The organism is Pseudomonas sp. G3-39, assembly GCF_054790485.1.
The window spans coordinates 370453-391352 of record NZ_CP186497.1 but is presented as its reverse complement, the minus strand read 5'-3'; the positions used below and the strand labels follow the sequence as shown (position 1 = coordinate 391352).

The following is a 20900-nucleotide window of genomic DNA, read 5'->3' as shown; positions in this document are numbered from 1 at the left end:
CCGGACCATGCAAACTCGTGACGACATTTTCAACACCCTGCGCGATGCCTTGGTCGAGCTGTTCGAACTGGATCCGGCGCGGATCAGCCTGGAGTCCAACCTGTATCAGGATCTGGAGATCGACAGCATCGACGCGGTCGACCTGATCGATCACATCAAACGCCAGACCGGCAAGAAAATCGCCGCCGAAGAATTCAAATCGGTGCGCACCGTCGGTGACGTGGTCGAGGCGGTCTACCGTCTGGTTCAACCGGCCGCATGAGCCGATTGATCGGCCTCGGCCTGCTGCTGGCGGGGCTGCTGTACCCCTTTGCGGTGTATTTCGGCATGGAGCACTTCGCCCCGTGGCAGTTCGGACTGCTGCTGGGCGGGCTGTGGCTGGCGCGCGCGCTGACCGGCGAGCGCAAACCCGGCAGCCGCTGGATGGCCTGCGTAGCGATCGTGTTCTGCCTGCTGCTGGCGCTGTTCGACAGTCCGCTGTTGCTGCGCTGGTATCCGGTGCTGATCAGCGGCTTCATGCTGGTGCTGTTCAGCCTGAGCCTGAAATACGGGCCGCCGATGGTCGAGCGTCTGGCGCGATTGCGCGAGCCGCAATTACCGCCCGAGGCGATCCGCTACACCCGTCAGGTCACGGTGGCCTGGAGCGTGTTTTTCTTCTGCAACGGTTTGTGCGCCGCGCTCCTGACCCTGTGGGCGCCGCTGCATTGGTGGATGTTGTACACCGGCCTGATCTCCTACGGATTGATCGGCCTGATGTTTGCCATTGAATGGCTGATACGACAACGGGTAAGAGGCCGTAAATGAACTGGATAAAACTTGAGCAACTGTTGCTCAAGGCCCTGCCGGAGCGCGCGATCAGCGCCGCCCCGGCCCTCGATCACATACAACTGCGCGAGCAGGCGCTGAGCGTTGCCGCCGGCCTGCAGGCACGCGGCGTGCAGCGCATGGCGGTGCATCTGGAAGATGCCGCCGACCTCGCCATCGCCCTGCTCGGGGCCTGGCGTGCGGGTGTCAGTGTATTGCTGCCCGCTGACCTGCAAGCGCAGACCCGCCAGCGCTGGTCGAATGAAGTCGATCTATGGCTGACCGATCACAGCGCGGATGTTCACTTGAGCGATCTGCTGCAGCCGGCCCTGCCCGGTGCTGAACTCGACCTCGAGCAGTGCCGCCTGAGCCTGTGCACCTCCGGCTCCAGCGGCGAGCCCAAGCGTATCGACAAGACCCTGCGCCAACTGGCCAACGAGGTCGAAGCACTGGAGCAACTGTGGGGCGCGGATCTGGGAGAAGCCTGGATCATCGGCAGCGTCGCCACCCAGCACATCTACGGTTTGTTGTTCCGGGTGCTGTGGCCGCTGTGCGCCGGACGCCCGTTCGTGCGCAGGCAACTGGCGTTTCCGGAAGACCTGCAGCGCGCCAGCCGCGAACACCCGGCCTTCGCCTGGGTCGGCAGCCCGGCATTGCTCAAGCGCATGGGCGATAACCTCGACTGGCCGGCCCTGAGCTCCGTGCGCCAAGTGTTTTCCTCCGGCGGCGCTTTACCCGCAGACGCGGCACAGAGCCTGCAGCAACGCCTGCAACAGTGGCCGACCGAAATCCTCGGCAGCTCGGAAACCGGCGGCATCGCCTGGCGTCAGGGCACCAGTCTTTGGCAACCCTTCGCCGGGGTTGAGCTAAGCCAGGACCGCGACGGCGCCCTGCTGGTCGCCTCACCCTACCTGCCGGCCGGGCATGTCGAGCACACCGCCGACGCCGCGCGCATTGCCGCCGATGGGCGTTTCGAACTGCTCGGGCGGCTGGACCGCATCGTCAAACTCGAAGAGAAGCGCATCTCCCTGCCGATGCTCGAACAAGCACTGGTCGCCCACGAGTGGGTCGCCGAGGCACGGCTGGGCGTGGTTCAAGAAAACCGCGCGGTACTTGGCGCCTTGCTGGTGCTCAGCGACGCGGGCCTGTTTGCCTTGCGTGAACAAGGCCGCCGCAGCCTGACCGAAGCCCTGCGCAAACACCTGAGCCAGCATTGCGAAGCCCTGGCCTTGCCCCGGCGCTGGCGTCTGGTGCGGCAACTGCCGCTGAACAGCCAGGGCAAGCTGCCGCAGGCCGACATCGAAGCGCTGCTGCTGGCGCCACGGCCGAAAGCCCCGGAAGTGCTGGAGCAGGTCGAAACCGACGGCGAGTGGAGCCTGCAATTGAGTGTTCCGCCGGACCTGGCCTATTTCAGCGGTCACTTCCCCAAGGCCCCGGTGCTGCCCGGTGTGGTGCAGGTCGAATGGGCGCTGAACCTCGGCCGACAACTGCTGAACCTGCCCGGCAAATTTGCCGGCATGGAAGTGCTGAAATTTCAGCAACTGGTGCGCCCGGGCGATGAGGTTCAACTGCACCTGCGTTTCGATCCCGAGCGCGGCAAACTGTATTTCGCCTACCGTAACGACACCGCGACCTGCTCCAGCGGACGAATCCTCCTGGGAGCTGCCGATGCATAACCTGTGGCGAGGGAGCTTGCTCCCGCTCGAGTGCGAAGCGCTCGCCAGCAATTTTATGTCGACTGGATTTGGGGCCGCTTCTCAGCCCAGCGGGAGCAAGCTCCCTCGCCACAATGGGTGCGTGAATCATGCATAACCCTTGCGCGGTGATTCCGGTCTACAACCATGAAACCGCGATCGGCACCGTGGTCGACGCGCTGCTCGCCCAAGGCCTGCCGTGCATTCTGGTGGACGATGCCAGCACCCCGTCCTGCGCGCGCGTGCTGGATGCGCTGGCCGAACGCGACAACGTGCATCTGGTGCGCCTGACCCTCAATCAGGGCAAGGGCGGCGCGGTGATGACCGGCCTGCGCGAAGCGGCGCGTCTGGGCTTCACCCATGCCTTGCAGGTTGACGCCGATGGCCAGCACGACCTGCATGACGTCGCGCGTTTCGTCGAGGAATCCCGCGCCCACCCGGCCGCGATGATCTGCGGTTATCCGCTGTTCGACGAGAGCGTGCCCAAGGGCCGCTTGTACGCACGTTATCTGACTCATGTGATGGTCTGGATCAACACACTGTCGCTGCAGATCCGCGATTCGATGTGCGGCTTTCGCGTCTATCCGCTGGCCCCGACGCTGTCGGTGATCGACTCGGCGCGGGTCGGCAAGCGCATGGATTTCGACTCGGACATCCTCGTGCGCCTGTCGTGGCGCAACCAGCCGATGCGTTGGCTGCAGACCAGCGTGCATTACCCGCTGGACGGCGTCTCGCACTTCCGTCTGCTGCACGACAACGCGCTGATTTCCAGCATGCACACCCGGTTGTTCTTCGGCATGCTGCTGCGCCTGCCCGTCATCCTCTGGCGCCGGTGGCGCACATGAGCGTCGAGACCGACAAGAAGCACTGGGCCGACCGCGAAGAGCGCGGCAGCTTCCTGCTGATGAAATTCACCGCGTTCGCCGCCAAGGTGCTTGGCCGGCGTCTGCTCAGTCCGCTGCTGTACGGCATCGTCCTGTACTTCTTCCTGTTCGGCCGTACCGCACGCAACAGTGCCTGGCAATACCAGCAACGGCTGGCCGACTGGAGCCAGCGCGCCGAATTGCGCCCGAGTTACTGGCGGGTGTTTCGCCAGTTCATGGCGTTCGCCGATTCGCTGCTCGACAAGCTCGACGTGTGGAACGGCAAGATCCGCATCGAGCAGATCGAAATCATCGACCCGGCATTGCTGCGCAATCAGTTGCGCGGCAGTCGCGGGCAACTGCTGGTCGGCGCGCACTTGGGCAACCTCGAAGTCTGCCGCGCGCTGGCCGAGATCGGCGAAAAGGTCACCATGAATGTGCTGGTGCACACCAAGCACGCCGAGCAGTTCAACCGCTTGCTGGGTGAGGCCGGGGCGACCAATCTGCGCCTGATTCAGGTCAGCGAACTGGACCCGGTGATCATGCTGCAACTGCACGAACGCCTGGAGCGCGGCGAATGGCTGGCGATTGCCGGCGACCGCGTACCGTTGCATGGCGGGCGCAGCGTCACCGTAGATTTTCTCGGCCACCCGGCAGCGTTTCCGCAAGGCCCGTGGCTGCTGGCCGGCCTGCTGAAGTGTCCGGTCAATCTGCTGATGTGCCTGAAACAACCGGACGGCCATTATCGCTTGACCCTCGAGCCGTTCGCCGACAGCGTGACGTGGACGCGCCGCGAGCGCGAGCACGTCATTCATCAGTGGGCCACCCGCTACGCGCAGCGCCTGAGTCACTATTGCCTCGAAGCCCCGCACCAATGGTTCAACTTTTACCCTTTCTGGAAGACCGATGACGACGCCAACCCATGAGCCGGTAACCTTCGGCGAACGCCCTTTGCGCATCGAAGACGTGCTGGCCCTGGCCAACCGTCAGGCGCCCGTGCAGTTGCAGAGCGACGCCGCCTACCGCGAACGCATCGCCAAAGGCGCACGGTTCCTCGATTCGCTGCTGGACAAGGAAGGCGTGATCTACGGCGTGACCACCGGTTACGGCGATTCCTGCGTGGTCGCGGTGCCGCTGCAGCACGTCGAGGCACTGCCGCGTCATCTCTACACCTTCCACGGTTGCGGCCTCGGCAAACTGCTCGACGCCCAAGCCACCCGTGCCGTGCTGGCGGCGCGCTTGCAGTCGCTGTGCCACGGCGTCTCCGGGGTGCGAATCGAACTGCTGGAGCGCCTGCACGCCTTCCTCGAACACGACATCCTGCCGCTGATCCCCGAAGAAGGTTCGGTCGGCGCCAGCGGTGATCTGACGCCGCTGTCCTACGTTGCCGCAACCCTGTCCGGCGAGCGCGAAGTGCTGTTCCGTGGCGAGCGTCGCCAGGCTGCCGACGTGCATCACGAACTGGGCTGGACGCCTTTGGTGCTGCGCCCGAAAGAAGCGCTGGCCTTGATGAACGGTACGGCGGTGATGACCGGCCTCGCCTGCCTCGCGTTCGCCCGCGCCGACTATCTGCTGCAACTGGCCACGCGCATCACCGCGCTCAACGTGGTCGCGCTGCAAGGCAATCCGGAACACTTCGACGAGCGTCTGTTCGCCGCCAAGCCGCATCCGGGGCAGATGCAAGTCGCCGCGTGGCTGCGCAAGGATCTGGCGATCGACGCGCCGACCGCGCCGCTGCATCGCCTGCAGGATCGCTACTCGCTGCGCTGCGCCCCGCACGTGCTCGGGGTGCTGGCCGACAGCCTGAACTGGCTGCGTGCGTTCATCGAGACCGAACTCAACAGCGCCAACGACAACCCGATCATCGACGCCGAAGCCGAGCGCGTGCTGCACGGCGGGCACTTCTACGGCGGGCATATCGCGTTCGCCATGGACAGCCTGAAAAATCTGGTGGCCAACGTCGCCGACCTGCTCGATCGGCAACTCGCGCTGCTGGTCGACGAGCGCTACAACCATGGCTTGCCGAGCAACCTGTCCGGCGCCCCGGCGGATCGCGCCATGATCAACCACGGCTTCAAGGCCGTGCAGATCGGCACCAGTGCCTGGACTGCCGAAGCGCTGAAAAACACCATGCCGGCCAGCGTGTTCTCACGCTCCACCGAGTGCCACAACCAGGACAAGGTGAGCATGGGCACCATCGCCGCCCGTGACGCGATCCGCGTACTGGAGCTGACCGAACAGGTCGCCGCCGCCACGTTGCTCGCGGCCAATCAGGGCGTCTGGTTGCGCGGGCGCGATGAAGATGCGCGAGCGCTGCCACCTTCACTGGCCGCCATGCACGAAGAGCTGGCCAAGGACTTCCCGCCGGTCATCGAAGACCGTGCACTCGAAGGCGAACTGCGCCTGTGCCTGCAACGCATCGCCGAGCAACACTGGAGGCTGCATGCGTAGCGCCGGAGTGCTGCACGCCGACACGGAAATCCTCGTGCCGTTTTTTGACGTCGACACCCTGCACGTAGTCTGGCACGGGCATTACGTCAAATACCTGGAAGTCGCGCGCTGCGCGCTGCTCGACAAGATCGGCCACAACTACACGCAGATGTCCGAGTCCGGTTACGCGTGGCCGATCATCGACCTGCAACTGCGCTATGTGCGGGGCGCGGTGTTCGGCCAGCGCTTGAACGTACGCGCCAGTCTGGTGGAGTGGGAGAACCGCTTGAAGATCAATTATCTGATCACCGACCTGCAGACCGGCGAGCGCCTGACCCGTGCCAGCTCGGTGCAGGTAGCGGTCGAGATCAGCAGCCGCGAGATGCAACTGGCCTCACCCAAAGTGTTCACCGATGCGGTGGAAAGGATGCTGCGATGAACCTGTTCTGCAAATGCCTTGGCGCGATGGCGCTGCTCGCCGTGTCGACGCTGGCCAACGCCTTCGACCTGCAACAGCTCAGCGAGCAACTGGCGAAACCGGACGTGATCCACGGCCAGTTCGTCCAGGAAAAACACCTGCGCGCCCTGCCCCAGCCGTTGATCAGCAAGGGCAGCTTCGTGCTGGCGAAACATCACGGCCTGCTCTGGCTGCTCAAGAGCCCGCTGCAACAGGATTACCGCATCACCGCCAACGGCATCGCCCGTCGCGACGGCAACGCTTGGCAGTTGCTGCCGAACAAGAGCGCCGGTGCCGAACAGAACCGTTTGTTCCTCGCTGTGCTGCAAGGTGACAGCAGCGGTCTGCAACGGGATTTCGAACTGGCCCTGAGCGGCGACGCACAGCAGTGGAAGCTCACCCTGACCCCGCGCTCGGTGCTGCTCAAGCAAGTGTTCAATCAGATCAATATCGACGGCGGTGAGCTGGTACAGACCATCGAACTGCTGGAAACCCAGGGCGACAGCACCGTGCTGCGCATGCAGGACAGCACCTCCGGTCAACCGTTGAGCGAAGCGGAGCAACATGACTTTGCCGAGTGAGCGCAGGCTGCCGTGGCTGTTTCTGATCCTGCTGCTGGCGGTCGTCGCGCTGGCCGGGTGGCAGTGGCGCGACGGTGCGCCACTGTCGGCCAACCTCATGGAGCTGGTGCCCGGAACCAACCCTGACGCCCTCGAACTGCGCGCCGAACAGCGCATGCAGGAGCCGCTCAATCGGGAAATGCTGGTGCTGGTCGGCCACGCCGATCGCCAGCAAGCGGTGGCCATGGCGCAGACCCTCGGCGAGCAATGGCAGGCCAGCGGTCTGTTCGAAAAGGTTCAGTGGAACCTGCAGGCGGATCTGCCAGCGCTGCGCACGCAACTGCTGCAAGGGCGACTGGCGATGCTCTCAGCGGATGACCGGCAACTGCTGACCGAGCATCCCGATGCGTTCATTCAGCAACGGGTGCAGGCACTGTTCGACCCGTTCAACGGTTTCACCCTGGTGCCGAGCCAGGACGACTGGCTGGGCCTGACCGGAAGCATTCAGAACAGCCAGCCGAAACACGGCGCGGTGCAACTGGACATCGGCAGCGGCGCACTGGTCGCCGATGCCGACGGCAAGCGCTGGGTGCTGCTGCGCGCGCGCACCACCGGCAATGCCTTCGACATGAACCTGCCGCTGAAAGTCGCTGATCTGCTGCAGCACAGTCGCGAGCAGGCGGCGAGAGCCGACGTGCAACTGTTGGCCGCCAGCGGTCTGCTGTACGCCGCCAACGGCCAGCAACAAGCCACCCGCGAAATGACCTGGGTCGGCGGCGGCGCCACTCTCGGGATTCTGTTGTTGCTGCTGTTGGCGTTTCGCCGCTGGCGGGTGCTGCTGGCGTTCGTGCCGGTGCTGGTGGGCATGCTGTTCGGCGCGGTGGCCTGCGTGGCGCTGTTCGGCCACATGCACGTGATGACCCTGGTACTCGGCTCCAGCCTGATCGGCGTGGCGGTGGATTACCCGCTGCACTATCTGTCGAAAAGCTGGAGCCTCAAGCCGTGGCGCAGCTGGCCGGCGCTGCGCCTGACACTCTCCGGACTGACGCTGAGCCTGATCACCAGCGCCATCGGTTATCTGGCGCTGGCCTGGACGCCCTTCCCGGCGCTGACACAAATCGCGGTGTTCTCTGCCGCAGGATTGCTCGGTGCCTATCTGTCGGCGGTGTGCCTGCTGCCGGCCCTGCTGAACAACGTTGAGCTGCAACCGGCGCAATGGCCACTGCGCCTGGCCGAGCGCTTGGTGCAGCTGCGCGAAACCCTGCTCGAACACGTGCGCACCCCGGTGCTGCTGGCGCTGCTGATCGCGTTCTGCGCTGGCGGTCTGGTGCAGCTGCAAAGCAAGAACGACATTCGCCAGTGGGTCGGTGCGCCACAACGCCTGACCGATGAAGCGCAGACCATCGCGCGCATCACTGGCTATCAGCCGACCAGCCAGTTCTTCCTCGTGCGCGGCGCCAATCAGCAGCAACTGCTGGAGCGTCAGGCCGCGTTAAGCGAACGCCTGCAGCAACTGGTCAACCTCGACAAACTGCAAGGTTATCTGGCCCTCGATCAACTGCTCAGCCCGCCGAGCCAGCAACAGCAAGTGCGCGAGGCACTGAGCAAACTGCCGCAATACTGGCAGCCATTGCTCGACCTCGGCGTACCGCTCGCGGCGTTGCAAACCGAGTTGCAGCAGTTGCAGAACCTGCCTGCCGAAGACATCGACGCCGCACTGGCCGGGCCGTTAGGCGAGCCTTACCGTACGCTGTGGCTCGGCCCGACCGCTGACGGCGTGGCGGCGATGACCAGCCTGCAAGGCCTGAACAATCCGTCACTGCTGCGGGTGCAAGCCCTGGACTTGCCGGGGGTGATGCTGGTGGATCGTCTCGGCGAATTGAACAACGTGTTCGCCGCGACCCAGATCAGCGCCGCCGAACTGAAACTCGCCTCCTGCGTGTTGATCGTGCTGGTGCTGATCGTGCCGTTCGGCTTCGGCGGCGCCTTGCGCATCGTCGCTCTGCCGTTACTCGCGGCGCTGTGCAGCCTCGCCAGTCTCGGTTGGCTCGGTCAGCCGCTGACCCTGTTCAGCCTGTTCGGCCTGCTGCTGGTAACGGCGATCAGCGTCGATTACGCAATCCTCATGCGTGAGCAGGTCGGCGGTGCGGCTGTCAGCTTGCTGGGCACCTTGCTGGCGGCGCTGACGACCTGGTTGTCGTTCGGTCTGCTGGCGGTGTCGAGCACGCCGGCGGTGAGCAACTTCGGCCTGGCGGTAAGCCTGGGGCTGGCGTTCAGTTTCATTCTGGCACCGTGGGCCGGACGTCACGTCCACCGCGCCGCCGTCGTGGAGCCGGCAGCGTGATGGTCGTCAGCTTCTGGCTGATGGCCCTGGCGCTGTTTGCTGTGGCGACCCGTATCGGCCGGCATTTCGGTCTGATCCCGATCGTCAGCCAGTTGCTGCTGGCCAGCTTCGGGTTGCCGCTGCTGATGTATTTCTGGATCGAACCGGGCTGGCAGCTCAGCGGTGCTCAACTGATTGCGCCGGTGTGGCTGAAAGACCTCTACAGCCTGAGTTTCGCGCTGTTGCTCGGGCACATTCTCAGTGATGTGATCGACCTGCGGCTGGACCGCCAGAGCGTGAAAATCGCCGTGCCGAGTTTTGCCGTGCCATTTGCCTCCGGTCTGGCGGCCGCCGCTTGGTTGCTGCCAGCGCAACCGTGGCTGAACTCGCTGGCCATTGGGCTGGTGTTCGCGATCACGGCGATCCCGGTGCTGTATCTGTACCTGCGCCACATCGACTACCCGCCCGGCGCCACCCGGCGTCTGGTGCAGACCGCCATCCTCATCGACCTGACCTGCTGGACGCTGTTCGGTCTCGCTCAGGGCAGTCTACATCTGAGCAGTCTGTTGCTGCCGCTGGGACTGGCCTGCGTGCCGCTGCTGTTGCATCTGCTGCGCGTGCGTCGACCGCTGACCTACAGCCTTGGTTTCTTTGCGCTGCTGGTGCTGGCCGAGCACTACAAACTCAACGCGCTGATTTTCGGCATCGGTTATCTGCTGTGCATGGCCTTGCTGAAAGTGCCGCTGGTGCTGCCATTGCCGGCGCGGTGGATGAGCCGTTTGCAGACATGGATCGCGATCCCGCTGATCCTCACCTTCGGTATCGTGCAGATCGACGTGCACAGCGCCCTCGCCAGCCTCGGCGCGGTGCAATGGGCGGCGCTGCTGCTGTTGCCGATTGCCAGTAAACTGCTCGGCAACTGGCTGGGCCTGGGCTGGGCCGGTGCGTCGTTCGAAGGCGCCAGCCGCTGGCGGGAAAGCGTGCTGCTGAACATTCGCGGGCTGAGCGAAATCGTCTTTCTCAACCTGTTGCTGCAACAACAGCTGATCAGCCCGGCGCTGTACTTCGCGCTGATGCTGATGGGCCTGATCGCGACGCTGTTGCCGGCCCTGATCGGCCTGCACCGCGCGCCCCTGAAAACCACCGCCACTGCGCCCGGGAGTTCACGTGCCAACCGTTGAAATGCAACGTCGTCAGGTAGTGATCATCGGTGCCGGCCCGTCCGGCGCCATCGCCGCCGCCCTGCTCAAGCGCAAGGGCCACGATGTGCTGGTGCTCGAGCGCCAGCACTTCCCGAGGTTTTCCATTGGTGAAAGCTTGCTCAGCCATTGCCTGGACTTCGTCGAAGAAGCCGGCATGCTCGACGCCGTCAACGCCGCCGGATTCCAGCGCAAGACCGGTGCTGCGTTCGCTTGGGGCGAGCGCTACAGCGCCTTCGATTTCAGCGACACCTTCACCGCAGGTAAACCCACCACGTTCCAGGTGCAGCGCGCCGATTTCGACAAGCTGCTGGCCGATCAGGCTGCACTGCAAGGTGCCGAGATCCGTTACGGCGATGCCATCGTCCGCGTTGATTTCGACCGGGCCAAACCGCAGCTCGACGTGCTACGCGAAGACGGCAGCGAGTACCGCGTCGAAGCGGATTTCGTACTCGACGCCAGCGGCTACGGGCGCGTGCTGTCGCGTTTGCTCGATCTGGAAGCGCCATCGAATTTCCCGGTGCGCCAGGCGGTGTTCGCCCACGTTGAAGATCACATCGACAACCCGGCCTTCGACCGCGAGAAGATCCTCGTCACCACCCACCCCGAGCACCGCGACATCTGGTTCTGGACGATCCCGTTCAGCAACGGGCGCTGCTCGGTGGGCGTGGTCGCTGCCGCCGAACACTTCAAGGGTCGCGACAGCGATCTGGACACCTGCCTGCGCGGCTTCATCGCCGAAACCCCAAGCCTCGCCGGCGTGCTGAACAACGCGGTGTGGGACACTCCGGCGCGCGCCCTCGGTGGTTATGCGGCGAATGTGAAAACCCTGCATGGCCCCGGCTTCGCCCTGCTCGGCAACGCCGCGGAATTTCTCGACCCGGTGTTCTCCTCCGGCGTGACCATCGCCATGCGTTCGGCGAGCATGGCCGCCGCCGTCCTGCACCGGCAGTTGCAGGGCGAAACCGTCGATTGGCAGCGCGAGTTCGCCGAACCGCTCAAACGTGGGGTCGACACCTTCCGCTGCTACGTCGAAGGCTGGTATGCCGGCACCTTTCAGGACGTGATTTTTTATCAAGACAGTCAGGCGGAGATTCGCCGAATGATCTGCTCGATCCTCGCCGGTTATGCCTGGGATGAACGCAACCCGTTCGTCAGCGAAGCGCGCCGCCGGTTGAAGATGATTTCCGAACTCTGTGCAAAGGACGCCCCATGAATTACTTGAGCGACAGCTACGTCGAGGAAACCCGCTTCGGTTTCTGGTTCCTGCGCAGCCACACCTGGCAGCACCACGTGTTGCGCGTGGCGATCAACGATTTGCGCGGGCTGTTCAGCGAGTCGCTGCCGGCCAATCCGGTGCTGCTGGATGCCGGTTGTGGTCAGGGCAAGTCGTTCCGCCATCTGCGCCAGACCTTCGCCCCGCAGCGCTTGATCGGTGTCGATGCCGATCCGCATAGCCTTGAATTGAGCGCCGAAGAAGCGGCGCGTCAGGGTTTCGATGTCGAGCTGATCGGCAGTGACTGCGCGACGCTCAACGTGGCGGACGCTAGTGTCGACCTGCTGTTCTGCCATCAGACCTTTCATCATCTGGTCGAACAGGAAAAAGCCCTCGCCGAGTTCTACCGCGTACTGAAGCCGGGTGGTTATCTGCTGTTCGCCGAGTCCACCGAGGCTTACATTGATACCTGGGTGATTCGCTGGCTGTTCCGCCATCCGATGCATGTGCAGAAGAGCGCGGCGCAGTACCTGGAAATGATTCGCCAGCAGGGTTTCGAGTTTGGCGAACGCAATGTCTCGTACCCGTATTTGTGGTGGAGCCGGTCGCAGGATTTCGGACTGCTGGAGCGGTTTGGATTGCGCCGGCCGAAGCCGTTTGGCGAGCGTGAGGAAACGTTGGTCAACGTTGTTGCCCGAAAACCACTCGCAGAGGCTTCCTGATGCAACACTTAACCTGTGGGAGCGAGCCTGCTCGCGAAAGCGGTGGGTCAGCCAGCCTCTTTGTTGAATGTGCCGGCGTCTTCGCGAGCAGGCTCGCTCCCACAGTGTCCGAGTTGTGGCGACTTTTTGTGGTCAGCATGATGCTTCTGTTGAGTGGTTGTGCCAGCCAGGCCCCGCTGCCCGCGAGCAACCCGACGCTGCCGTTACCGCTGCAACTGCACATCGAGCGCCAACAGGCCGATCAGCGTCAGGACTGGCTGTTGGTGATCCAGCGCGAAGGCCCCGGCATCCGCTGGTCGATGATGGACCCGCTGGGCATCCCCCAGGCGCGTCAACAACTGATCGACGGTCGCTGGCAGGCCGACGGGCTATTGCCGCCCAACCCGGAAGCCCGGGAGCTTTTCGCCGCGTTGCTGTTCGCCCTGACCCCCTCCGGCGAACTGGCGCGCAATTACCCCGCCGCGCAGCAGCAGGGCGAGCAACGCACGCTGGCGCCGCGCTGGGCGGTCCGTTATGCACAACCGTTGAGCTTCGAATTGAATCTGCCCCAAGGCCCGCACTATCGGGTTTCTCCCCTCGGTGAACCGACGCCATGACTGCCTACCTCAATGCCCTCGGCGTGATCTGCGCGCTGGGTCGCGACAAGCACCAGGTCGCGCACAACCTGTTTGCCGGTGACTGCTCGGGCATGCGCCGCGAGTCCGGCTGGGTGGCCGGGCGTGAGTTGCCGGTGGCGGCGGTGCACGGTGAACTGGCGGCGATTCCGGCCGAACTGGCCGACCAGAGCAGCCGCAACAATCAACTGCTGCTGGAAGCCGCACTGCAGATTCGCGAGGACATCGATCGGGCGATCCAGACCTATGGTCGCGCGCGCATCGGCGTGGTGCTCGGCACCAGCACCTCGGGGATCGACGAAGCCAGTCGCGGGTTGGCGCACTACCTTCGTGAGCAGCAGTTCCCGGCCGAGTACGACTATCGGCAACAGGAACTCGGCGCCCCGGCGAATTTTCTCGCCGACTGGCTGCAACTCAGCGGCCCGGCCTACGTGATTTCCACCGCCTGCACGTCCAGTGCGCGGGCGTTGATGAGCGCGCAGCGCTTGCTCGATCTGGGCCTGTGCGACGCGGTGCTGTGCGGCGGGGTCGACAGCCTGTGCAAACTCACGCTCAACGGTTTCAGCGCGCTGGAAGCGGTGTCCGACGAGCGCTGCAATCCGTTCTCGGCCAACCGCAACGGCATCAACATCGGCGAAGCGGCGGTGCTGTTCCTGATGAGCAAGCAACGCGGCGACGGCCCGGCCATTGCCCTGCTCGCCAGCGGTGCCAGCTCCGACGCGCACCATATTTCCGCGCCGGAACCGAGCGGCCGCGGCGCCCTGCAAGCAATGCAGAAAGCCTTGAGCCGCGCACAGCTGCAAGCGGCGCAAATCAGCTACCTGAACCTGCACGGCACCGCGACCCAGCACAACGATGCGATGGAAAGTCTGGCGGTCGCCACGCTGTTCCCGGGCGGCGTGGCCTGCTCGTCGACCAAGCCGATGACCGGCCACACCCTCGGTGCTGCCGGTGCGCTGGAAGCAGCGTTCTGCTGGCTGAGCCTGAGCGCCGACAACCCGCAGCAAGCCTTGCCGCCGCACGTCTGGGACGCTCAGCCCGACCCCGAGTTGCCGGCGCTGAAGTGGGTGACCACGAGCGAGCGCCTGTCGTCCATTGCACCCCGCTACCTGATGAGCAACTCGTTTGCTTTCGGCGGCAACAACGTCAGCCTGATTATCGGAGACGCCCCATGAACGACTGGCCGCTCGCCGAACTGCTGCCCCACGCTGGCGACATGATTCTGCTCGACCGCATCCTCAGCTTCGACGAGGAACAGATCCACACCCGCCTCACCGTCAAGCCCGACGGCTTGTTCAATCTGCCTGACGGCAGCCTGCCGGCGTGGGTCGGCATCGAGTTGATGGCGCAGAGCGTCGCCGCCTTCGCCGGTTGCCACGCGCGGCAGAAGGGCAATCCGGTGGAGCTGGGTTTCCTCCTCGGCACGCGTAAATTCGAGTGCAACGTCGAGGCGTTTCCGGCCGGCAGCGAACTGACCATCCATGGCATCCGCTCGCTGGAAGACGACAACGGCATGGGGGTTTTCGAATGCCACATCAATGCCCCCGGCATCGAGGCCAGCGCCCGCCTGAACGTGTTCCGCCCGCCGCAGCCCAGCCAATACCTTGAACAAAACAGAGAGGCGAACGATGACTGAATCCGTACTGGTCACCGGCTCCAGCCGTGGCATCGGCCGCGCCATTGCCTTGCGTCTGGCGCAGGCCGGGCATGACATCGTCCTGCATTGCCGCAGCGGCGTGGCTGAAGCCAAGGCCGTGAAAGTCGAAGTCGAAGCGCTGGGCCGTCACGCGCGCATCCTGCAATTCGACGTCGCCGACCGCGAAGCCTGCAAAACCATTCTCGAAGCCGACGTCGAAACCCACGGTGCCTATTACGGCGTGGTGCTCAACGCCGGCCTGACCCGCGATGGCGCTTTTCCGGCGCTGAGCGATGACGATTGGGACGTGGTGCTGCGCACCAATCTCGACGGTTTCTACAACGTCCTGCACCCGGTGATGATGCCGATGATCCGCCGCCGCGCCGCCGGTCGGATCGTCTGCATCACTTCGGTGTCGGGTTTGATCGGCAACCGTGGCCAGGTCAACTACAGCGCCTCCAAGGCCGGGGTGATCGGTGCGGCGAAAGCGTTGGCGATTGAACTGGGCAAGCGCAAAATCACGGTTAATTGCGTCGCGCCGGGCCTGATCGACACGGCGATGCTCGACGAAAACGTGCCGGTGGAAGAGCTGATGAAAATGATCCCCGCACAACGCATGGGCACCCCGGAAGAGGTCGCTGCTGCGGTGAATTTCCTGATGTCGGCGGAAGCCTCGTACATCACCCGCCAGGTCCTGGCGGTCAACGGAGGCCTGTGCTGATGAAGCGCGTTGTCGTCACCGGCATGGCCGGCATCACCTCGCTGGGCAGCGACTGGCAGACCATCGCCGGCAACTTCGCGGCCAACCGCAGCGGCATCCGCCGCATGGACGAGTGGGACCGCTTCAGCGAACTCAACACCCGCCTGGCCGGGCCGATCGATGATTTTGTCGTACCGCCGCACTGGACCCGCAAGCAACTGCGCAGCATGGGCCGGGTGTCACGGCTGGCGGTGGGTGCGGCGGAACAGGCGCTCGCTGACGCCGGCCTGCTCGGTGACGAATCGATCAAGGACGGACGCATGGGTGTGGCGTGTGGTTCGTCCACCGGCAGCACCGACGAGATCAAGGCCTTCGGCAACATGCTGCTGAACTCGGTGGCCGAGGGGCTCAACGCCAACTCCTACGTGCGGATGATGCCGCACACCACCGCGGCCAACATCAGCATTTTTTTCGGCCTCACCGGACGCCTGATCCCGACGTCCAGCGCCTGCACCAGCGGCAGTCAGGGCATCGGCTACGCGTATGAAGCGATCAAGTTCGGACGGCTGCCGCTGATGCTCGCCGGCGGTGCCGAAGAACTGTGCCCGACCGAAGCCATGGTCTTCGACGCGCTATACGCCACCAGCCTGAAAAACGACGCGCCACAGACCAGCCCACGTCCGTACGACAAGGGCCGCGATGGTCTGGTGATCGGCGAAGGCGGCGGCATGCTGGTGCTCGAAGAGCTGGAGCATGCGCTGGCTCGCGGTGCGCGGATCCACGCCGAGATCGTCGGTTTCGGCAGCAACGCCGACGGCCAGCACACCACTCGCCCCGAGCAGATCACCATGCGCCGCGCCATGGAACTGGCGCTGGACGACGCCGGGCTGACGCCGGATGCCATCGGTTACGTCAATGGTCACGGCACGGCTACAGAACAGGGCGACATTGCCGAAACACTGGCGACCAGCAGTCTGTTCGGCGAACACATGCCGATCAGCTCCCAGAAGAGTTTCCTCGGCCACACGCTGGGGGCCTGCGGCGCGCTGGAGTCGTGGTTCAGCATCGAAATGCTCAATCGCGACCTGTACACGCACACGCTCAACCTCGACGAGGTCGACCCGCACTGCGGCAAGCTCGATTACCTGCGCGGCGAATTCCGCCAGATGCATCACGAGTACGTGATGAACAACAATTTCGCTTTTGGTGGCGTCAACACCTCGTTGATTTTCCGCCGCTGGCACTGACCGCAACACGTTTGGAGTGAAGGGAATGACTCAGTTTCACCGCATCGCCGCCCTGCTGGCCCTGGCCTTTGTGCTCGGCGGTTGCACCAGCAAACCGGTTTACAACGCCAAGGAAGAGTTCTCGCCCAACCTCGGCTTCACCCAGCAACAGATGAGCCGCGCCATCGTCACCGCGCTCAATGATCGCCAGTGGGTGGTGCAGTCGGTGCGTCCGGGCATGATCAAAGCGGCGATTACCGTACGCGGCCGTCACCACGCCGAAGTCGACATCCCGTTCAGCCCGACCTCGTTTGAAATCGACTACCGCAGCAGCTACGGCCTCGACGCCAAGGACGGCAAGATCCACGGCAACTACAATCGCTGGGTCAACCGCCTGCGCGACAACGTGCTCAAGGAACTGTCGATCAACCCGGACATCGAGTTCGTCAACGACTTGGGCATCGTCAAGCAAGGCGCCGACGAACCGACCTACCTGAGCTTTCGCGAGGGCGTCAAACGCGCCACCGACGCCGGCCTGCTCGACGGCAGCGTGAAGTTCTACCTGGCCGGCGAAACCCTGCCCAAGCAAGTGCGCAAACTCGACACCGTCAGCAGCAGCCGCAAGACCAATGGCTCGAACAAATCCGACGCCGACGCCTGCTTCTGGGCCCTGCAGTCGGCTCTCGCCACCCTGCAGAACGCCGCGAAAAAAGCCGACGCCAACGCCGTGATCAACATCGCCAGCGTCGACCAGCGCGACCTGTACAAAGACACCGAGAAATTCCAGTGCCGCGCCGGCCTTGTGGTGTCGAGCGTGGCGTTGCGTGGGGATTTGGCGCACGTTGATTGATTGAACTGTAGAAACGACAAAGGGCGCCTTGCGGCGCCCTTTGCTATTCAGTTCAGCTCAAGTGCTGGCATGTAACTTCAAGCCCAACGCCTTCACCACTTTCAGAATCGTTCCAAACTCAGGATTTCCTTCACCTGACAGTGCACGGTAGAGACTTTCTCGAGACAGCCCGGCGTCACGTGCGACTTGGGTCATGCCTCGCGCTCTCGCAATGGTGCCCAGTGCCTTGGCGATAAAGGCAGGATCATCTCCAGCCTCCTCCATGCAGGCATCCAGATAATTGGCCATGTCCTCTTCTGTCTTGAGGTACTCGGCTGAGTCCCAACGAGTGAATTGTTCGGTCATGGGTTTTGCTCCTGCCAAGACTCCGCGATGAGCCTGGCTTGCTTGATATCTCGGGGTTGGCTGCTCTTGTCTCCACCACAAAGGAGGATGACCACTTGCCGACCTTGTTGCATGAAATAGACTCGATATCCGGGGCCATAGTCAATTCTGACTTCGCTGAGCCCCTCACCGACGGCTTTGACATCACCAAAATTCCCATCGGCCATACGATCAATGCGCACCTGAATACGCATCCTGGCGCGGCTGTCAGCCAGCTTCAAAAGCCAGCTGGAGAATGTTGAACTTCGAATGATCTCGGGCATGACCGAGAGTGTAGCCCTTGAGCTACACATGTACCAGACGGTTTTTTCTGCACCGACGTACGGTGTCTACACTCCATAAATCGTTGAATGCTGACTCGCAAAGTCAAGGAGATGACCATGCAAGTGAAAGCCCTGATCGCCGCCGCGCTCCTCGGGCTATTGCCCAACGCCAGCCACGCCACCAATCTGATGTACATGCCGTTCGAGACCGTGCTCTCGGATGCGATTCGCGCCGGGCGGCTGGATGGCAGTGTGAAGTTCTATCTGATCGGCAACGGGCCGCAGGGCACGCAGCGCTTGTTGCGCCGGGATGTGGTCAGTGATCTGAAGACCAACGGCTTCAACAAGAGTGATCACGATTCCTGCGAGTGGGTGCTGCAGTCGAACCTGATCAAGTTGCAGGCCGACGCCAAGCGGGTCGGGGCGAATGCGGTGGTCAATATCGTCAGTTATTACGACCAGCATGTGCGCAAGGATTTGAATACTTATGAGTGCCGGGCCGGGGTGTTTGTGACGCGGGTGGCGTTGAAGGGGGATCTGGTGCGGTTGCCCTGAGGGGCGTTGGTGTTTGAGTTGACGCCTTCGCGAGCAGGCTCGCTCCCACTTTGGAATGCGTTCCCCTGTGGGAGCGAGCCTGCTCGCGATTTGATTGCGCAGCAATCAAGCTTTTGAAGGCTCAACCTTGCGCGTCAGCAGCTCGACGAACGCCTTGGCCATCGGCGATTTCTGATCCTTGCGCTGCACCAGCCACACCGCCGACACCGCCTCCGGATCGAGCAGTGGTCGATAGACCACACCGTCAATGCGCATCCGCTGATACGACGCCGGCAACACCGAAACCCCCAGCCCCGCTGCGACCAGTCCGATGATGGTCATCGCCTCACCGGCCTCCTGGGCGAAGTGCGGACTGAATCCGGCATCGCGGGCCAGACTGAGCAGTTGCGCATACAACCCGCTGCCATAGCTGCGTGGAAAGAACACGAACGGCTCCAGCGCCAGCGCCGAGAGGAACAGCCCTTCCTCGCTGCCCTGCGCCAACGGATGTTTGGAGCCGAGCACCGCCACCAGCGGCTCACGCATCAGCTCTACCACACTGAGCGAATCCGGCAGGCCCAGCGGGCGCATGATGCCGACTTCGATCGACTCATCCACCAGCGCATCCGCGACCATGGTGCTGCTCATCTCCCGCAGGTTCAGGTGCACTGCCGGGAAACGCTGACGAAAAGAAAAAATCGCCTGGGGAATGGTCGAGTTGAACGGCGCCGACGAAGTGAAGCCAATCTTCAATTCGCCGAGTTCGCCGAGTTGCGCACGCCGGGCGACGTCCGCCGCTTTGTCGACCTGCGCCAGCACCAGCCGCGCCTCCTCCAGAAACAATCGGCCGGCCTCGCTCAGCTCGACCCGACGATTGGTGCGTTCGAACAACCGCGCGCCGACCTCTTGCTCCAGCGCCTGAATCTGCTGGCTCAGCGGTGGCTGGGAGATCCCCAGCACCTGTGCCGCGCGGCCGAAATGCAGTTCTTCGGCGACGGCGATGAAGTAGCGCAGATGACGCAATTCCATGGAAACCCAATTAGGTCGTTAAAGCTATCAAACAGGTCGAACAATATATTGGATAGAAACATTAGCCAGCTATATGATTTTTTCATTGCCTGCCTGGCCGTGCCCTCCGAGGTCTGATGTGAAAACCGCCGCCGCCCCTCTTGCCCATGAAGTTCCGCCTGCCGCGACGGACGATGTCATCGCCGAGCTGCAGGAGATCTACATCGAAAAAGGCACGCCGATGTTCATGCGCACGGTGCTCGCGCTGTTCAGCGGTGGCTTCGCGACCTTCGCTTTGCTGTATTGCGTGCAGCCAATGATGCCGCTGCTGTCTCACGAGTATTCGATCAACGCCGCGCAGAGCAGCCTGATTCTGTCGGTGGCGACCGGCATGCTGGCCGTCGGGCTGTTGATCACCGGGCCGATCTCCGACCGGGTCGGACGCAAACCGGTGATGGTCGCGGCACTGTTCGCCGCCGCGTTGTGCACCATCGCCAGCTCGATGATGCCGAGCTGGCACGGTGTGCTGATCATGCGCGCGCTGATCGGGCTGTCGTTGAGTGGTCTGGCGGCGGTGGCGATGACGTATCTGAGCGAGGAAATCCATCCGCAGCACATCGGTCTGGCGATGGGCCTGTACATCGGCGGCAACGCAATTGGCGGGATGAGCGGGCGGTTGATCACCGGGGTGCTGATCGACTTTGTCAGCTGGCACACGGCGATGCTGGTGATCGGCGGTTTGGCATTGGTCGCAGCGGCGGTGTTCTGGAAGATCCTTCCCGAATCGCGCAACTTCCGCTCGCGCTCGCTGCATCCACGCAGCCTGCTTGATGGCTTCACCATGCACTTTCGCGACGCCGGCCTGCCGCTGCTGTTTCTTGAAGCGTTCGTGCTGATGGGCGCTTTCGTCACCCTGTTCAACTACATCGGCTATCGCCTGCTGGCCGCGCCGTACAACCTCGATCAGGTGTTCGTCGGTTTGCTGTCGCTGGTGTACCTGTCGGGCATCTACAGCTCGGCGAAGATCGGTTCACTGGCGGACAAACTGGGGCGGCGCAAAGTGCTGTGGGCAACCATCGCACTGATGTTCGCCGGCCTTGCACTGACTATGTTCACACCGCTGTTGCTGGTGATCGTCGGCATGCTGATCTTCACCTTCGGCTTCTTCGGCGCGCACTCGGTGGCGAGCAGCTGGATCGGCCGGCGTGCGACCAAGGCCAAGGGCCAGGCGTCGTCGTTGTATTTGTTCAGCTATTACGCCGGGTCGAGTATTGCCGGCACGGCTGGCGGGGTGTTCTGGCATCTCGGCGGGTGGAATGGCATCGGCCTGTTTATTGGCGCCCTGCTGATGATCGCGCTGTTGGTGGCGTTGAAACTGGCGAAGTTGCCGCCCCTCGGTGGCAGCGCTCCCGCTTGA

General features: G+C 63.4%; 23 protein-coding genes. 20 read left to right on the top strand and 3 right to left on the bottom strand.

The window, feature by feature from the left end; translation table 11 throughout:
* Positions 1-7 precede the first annotated feature (7 nt).
* From ACOYXG_RS01795 to ACOYXG_RS01710, 18 genes are all read left to right on the top strand, one after another.
* Complete coding sequence (locus tag ACOYXG_RS01795; protein WP_003220947.1) at positions 8-262, top strand: acyl carrier protein; 255 nt, start codon at positions 8-10, stop codon at positions 260-262.
* Positions 259-804, top strand: a complete 546-nt coding sequence (locus ACOYXG_RS01790; RefSeq protein ID WP_027611342.1) for a COG4648 family protein — start codon at positions 259-261, stop codon at positions 802-804. The genes ACOYXG_RS01795 and ACOYXG_RS01790 overlap by 4 nt, the downstream gene beginning before the upstream one ends.
* Positions 801-2480 carry an AMP-binding protein gene (locus ACOYXG_RS01785; RefSeq protein WP_460355591.1) on the top strand — a complete coding sequence of 560 codons (1680 nt, stop codon included), beginning with the start codon at positions 801-803 and terminating at the stop codon, positions 2478-2480. The genes ACOYXG_RS01790 and ACOYXG_RS01785 overlap by 4 nt, the downstream gene beginning before the upstream one ends.
* Before the next feature lie 128 nt (positions 2481-2608).
* The gene (locus tag ACOYXG_RS01780) at positions 2609-3343 is read left to right on the top strand and encodes a glycosyltransferase family 2 protein (RefSeq protein ID WP_460355589.1); all 735 of its coding nucleotides are present in this window, start codon (positions 2609-2611) and stop codon (positions 3341-3343) included.
* Positions 3340-4287 carry an LpxL/LpxP family acyltransferase gene (locus ACOYXG_RS01775; protein ID WP_460355586.1) on the top strand — a complete coding sequence of 316 codons (948 nt, stop codon included), beginning with the start codon at positions 3340-3342 and terminating at the stop codon, positions 4285-4287. The genes ACOYXG_RS01780 and ACOYXG_RS01775 overlap by 4 nt, the downstream gene beginning before the upstream one ends.
* Positions 4268-5812, top strand: coding sequence for an HAL/PAL/TAL family ammonia-lyase (locus ACOYXG_RS01770; protein ID WP_460355583.1), 1545 nt, complete (start codon positions 4268-4270; stop codon positions 5810-5812). Before ACOYXG_RS01775 ends, ACOYXG_RS01770 begins: the two co-directional genes overlap by 20 nt.
* Entirely contained in the window at positions 5805-6230 is a 426-nt protein-coding gene (locus ACOYXG_RS01765; protein ID WP_460355580.1) for an acyl-CoA thioesterase, read from the top strand. The genes ACOYXG_RS01770 and ACOYXG_RS01765 overlap by 8 nt, the downstream gene beginning before the upstream one ends.
* On the top strand, positions 6227-6829 hold the full coding sequence (locus tag ACOYXG_RS01760) for an outer membrane lipoprotein carrier protein LolA (RefSeq protein ID WP_460355577.1): 603 nt from the start codon (positions 6227-6229) through the stop codon (positions 6827-6829). Before ACOYXG_RS01765 ends, ACOYXG_RS01760 begins: the two co-directional genes overlap by 4 nt.
* Positions 6813-9152 carry an MMPL family transporter gene (locus ACOYXG_RS01755; protein ID WP_460355574.1) on the top strand — a complete coding sequence of 780 codons (2340 nt, stop codon included), beginning with the start codon at positions 6813-6815 and terminating at the stop codon, positions 9150-9152. Before ACOYXG_RS01760 ends, ACOYXG_RS01755 begins: the two co-directional genes overlap by 17 nt.
* Entirely contained in the window at positions 9149-10312 is a 1164-nt protein-coding gene (locus ACOYXG_RS01750) for a sodium:proton antiporter (protein ID WP_460355571.1), read from the top strand. Before ACOYXG_RS01755 ends, ACOYXG_RS01750 begins: the two co-directional genes overlap by 4 nt.
* Positions 10299-11546 (top strand): NAD(P)/FAD-dependent oxidoreductase, encoded by a 1248-nt coding sequence (locus tag ACOYXG_RS01745; protein ID WP_460355569.1) that lies wholly within the window; start codon positions 10299-10301, stop codon positions 11544-11546. The genes ACOYXG_RS01750 and ACOYXG_RS01745 overlap by 14 nt, the downstream gene beginning before the upstream one ends.
* Positions 11543-12268: a class I SAM-dependent methyltransferase gene (locus ACOYXG_RS01740; protein ID WP_103368714.1), complete on the top strand. Its 726-nt coding sequence runs from the start codon at positions 11543-11545 to the stop codon at positions 12266-12268. The genes ACOYXG_RS01745 and ACOYXG_RS01740 overlap by 4 nt, the downstream gene beginning before the upstream one ends.
* On the top strand, positions 12268-12864 hold the full coding sequence (locus tag ACOYXG_RS01735) for a hypothetical protein (RefSeq protein ID WP_223849606.1): 597 nt from the start codon (positions 12268-12270) through the stop codon (positions 12862-12864). The genes ACOYXG_RS01740 and ACOYXG_RS01735 overlap by 1 nt, the downstream gene beginning before the upstream one ends.
* On the top strand, positions 12861-14057 hold the full coding sequence (locus ACOYXG_RS01730) for a beta-ketoacyl-[acyl-carrier-protein] synthase family protein (protein ID WP_097087032.1): 1197 nt from the start codon (positions 12861-12863) through the stop codon (positions 14055-14057). The genes ACOYXG_RS01735 and ACOYXG_RS01730 overlap by 4 nt, the downstream gene beginning before the upstream one ends.
* On the top strand, positions 14054-14518 hold the full coding sequence (locus tag ACOYXG_RS01725) for a hotdog family protein (protein WP_414888992.1): 465 nt from the start codon (positions 14054-14056) through the stop codon (positions 14516-14518). The genes ACOYXG_RS01730 and ACOYXG_RS01725 overlap by 4 nt, the downstream gene beginning before the upstream one ends.
* Complete coding sequence (fabG, locus tag ACOYXG_RS01720; protein WP_333989380.1) at positions 14511-15239, top strand: 3-oxoacyl-ACP reductase FabG; 729 nt, start codon at positions 14511-14513, stop codon at positions 15237-15239. The genes ACOYXG_RS01725 and fabG overlap by 8 nt, the downstream gene beginning before the upstream one ends.
* A complete protein-coding gene (locus ACOYXG_RS01715) occupies positions 15239-16465 on the top strand; it encodes a beta-ketoacyl-ACP synthase (RefSeq protein WP_103368718.1) in 1227 nt (408 codons plus the stop codon). Before fabG ends, ACOYXG_RS01715 begins: the two co-directional genes overlap by 1 nt.
* Positions 16466-16490: 25 nt before the next feature.
* A complete protein-coding gene (locus tag ACOYXG_RS01710) occupies positions 16491-17294 on the top strand; it encodes a hypothetical protein (protein ID WP_027611326.1) in 804 nt (267 codons plus the stop codon).
* Positions 17295-17351: 57 nt separating this feature from the next.
* On the opposite strand, the gene ACOYXG_RS01705 is transcribed toward ACOYXG_RS01710, so the two are convergent.
* The gene (locus tag ACOYXG_RS01705; RefSeq protein ID WP_007943750.1) at positions 17352-17639 is read right to left on the bottom strand and encodes an addiction module antidote protein; all 288 of its coding nucleotides are present in this window, start codon (positions 17637-17639) and stop codon (positions 17352-17354) included.
* Complete coding sequence (locus ACOYXG_RS01700; RefSeq protein WP_041074898.1) at positions 17636-17941, bottom strand: type II toxin-antitoxin system RelE/ParE family toxin; 306 nt, start codon at positions 17939-17941, stop codon at positions 17636-17638. Before ACOYXG_RS01700 ends, ACOYXG_RS01705 begins: the two co-directional genes overlap by 4 nt.
* 117 nt (positions 17942-18058) lie before the next feature.
* Here ACOYXG_RS01700 and ACOYXG_RS01695 point away from each other — a divergent pair, with 117 nt between their 5' ends.
* Complete coding sequence (locus ACOYXG_RS01695; RefSeq protein ID WP_285373097.1) at positions 18059-18496, top strand: excinuclease; 438 nt, start codon at positions 18059-18061, stop codon at positions 18494-18496.
* A 105-nt stretch (positions 18497-18601) separates the two neighbouring features.
* Here ACOYXG_RS01695 and ACOYXG_RS01690 read toward each other — a convergent pair whose 3' ends face one another.
* Positions 18602-19504 carry a LysR family transcriptional regulator gene (locus ACOYXG_RS01690; protein WP_336838257.1) on the bottom strand — a complete coding sequence of 301 codons (903 nt, stop codon included), beginning with the start codon at positions 19502-19504 and terminating at the stop codon, positions 18602-18604.
* Between the two features lie 118 nt (positions 19505-19622).
* Here ACOYXG_RS01690 and ACOYXG_RS01685 point away from each other — a divergent pair, with 118 nt between their 5' ends.
* Positions 19623-20900, top strand: coding sequence for an MFS transporter (locus ACOYXG_RS01685; protein ID WP_103368720.1), 1278 nt, complete (start codon positions 19623-19625; stop codon positions 20898-20900).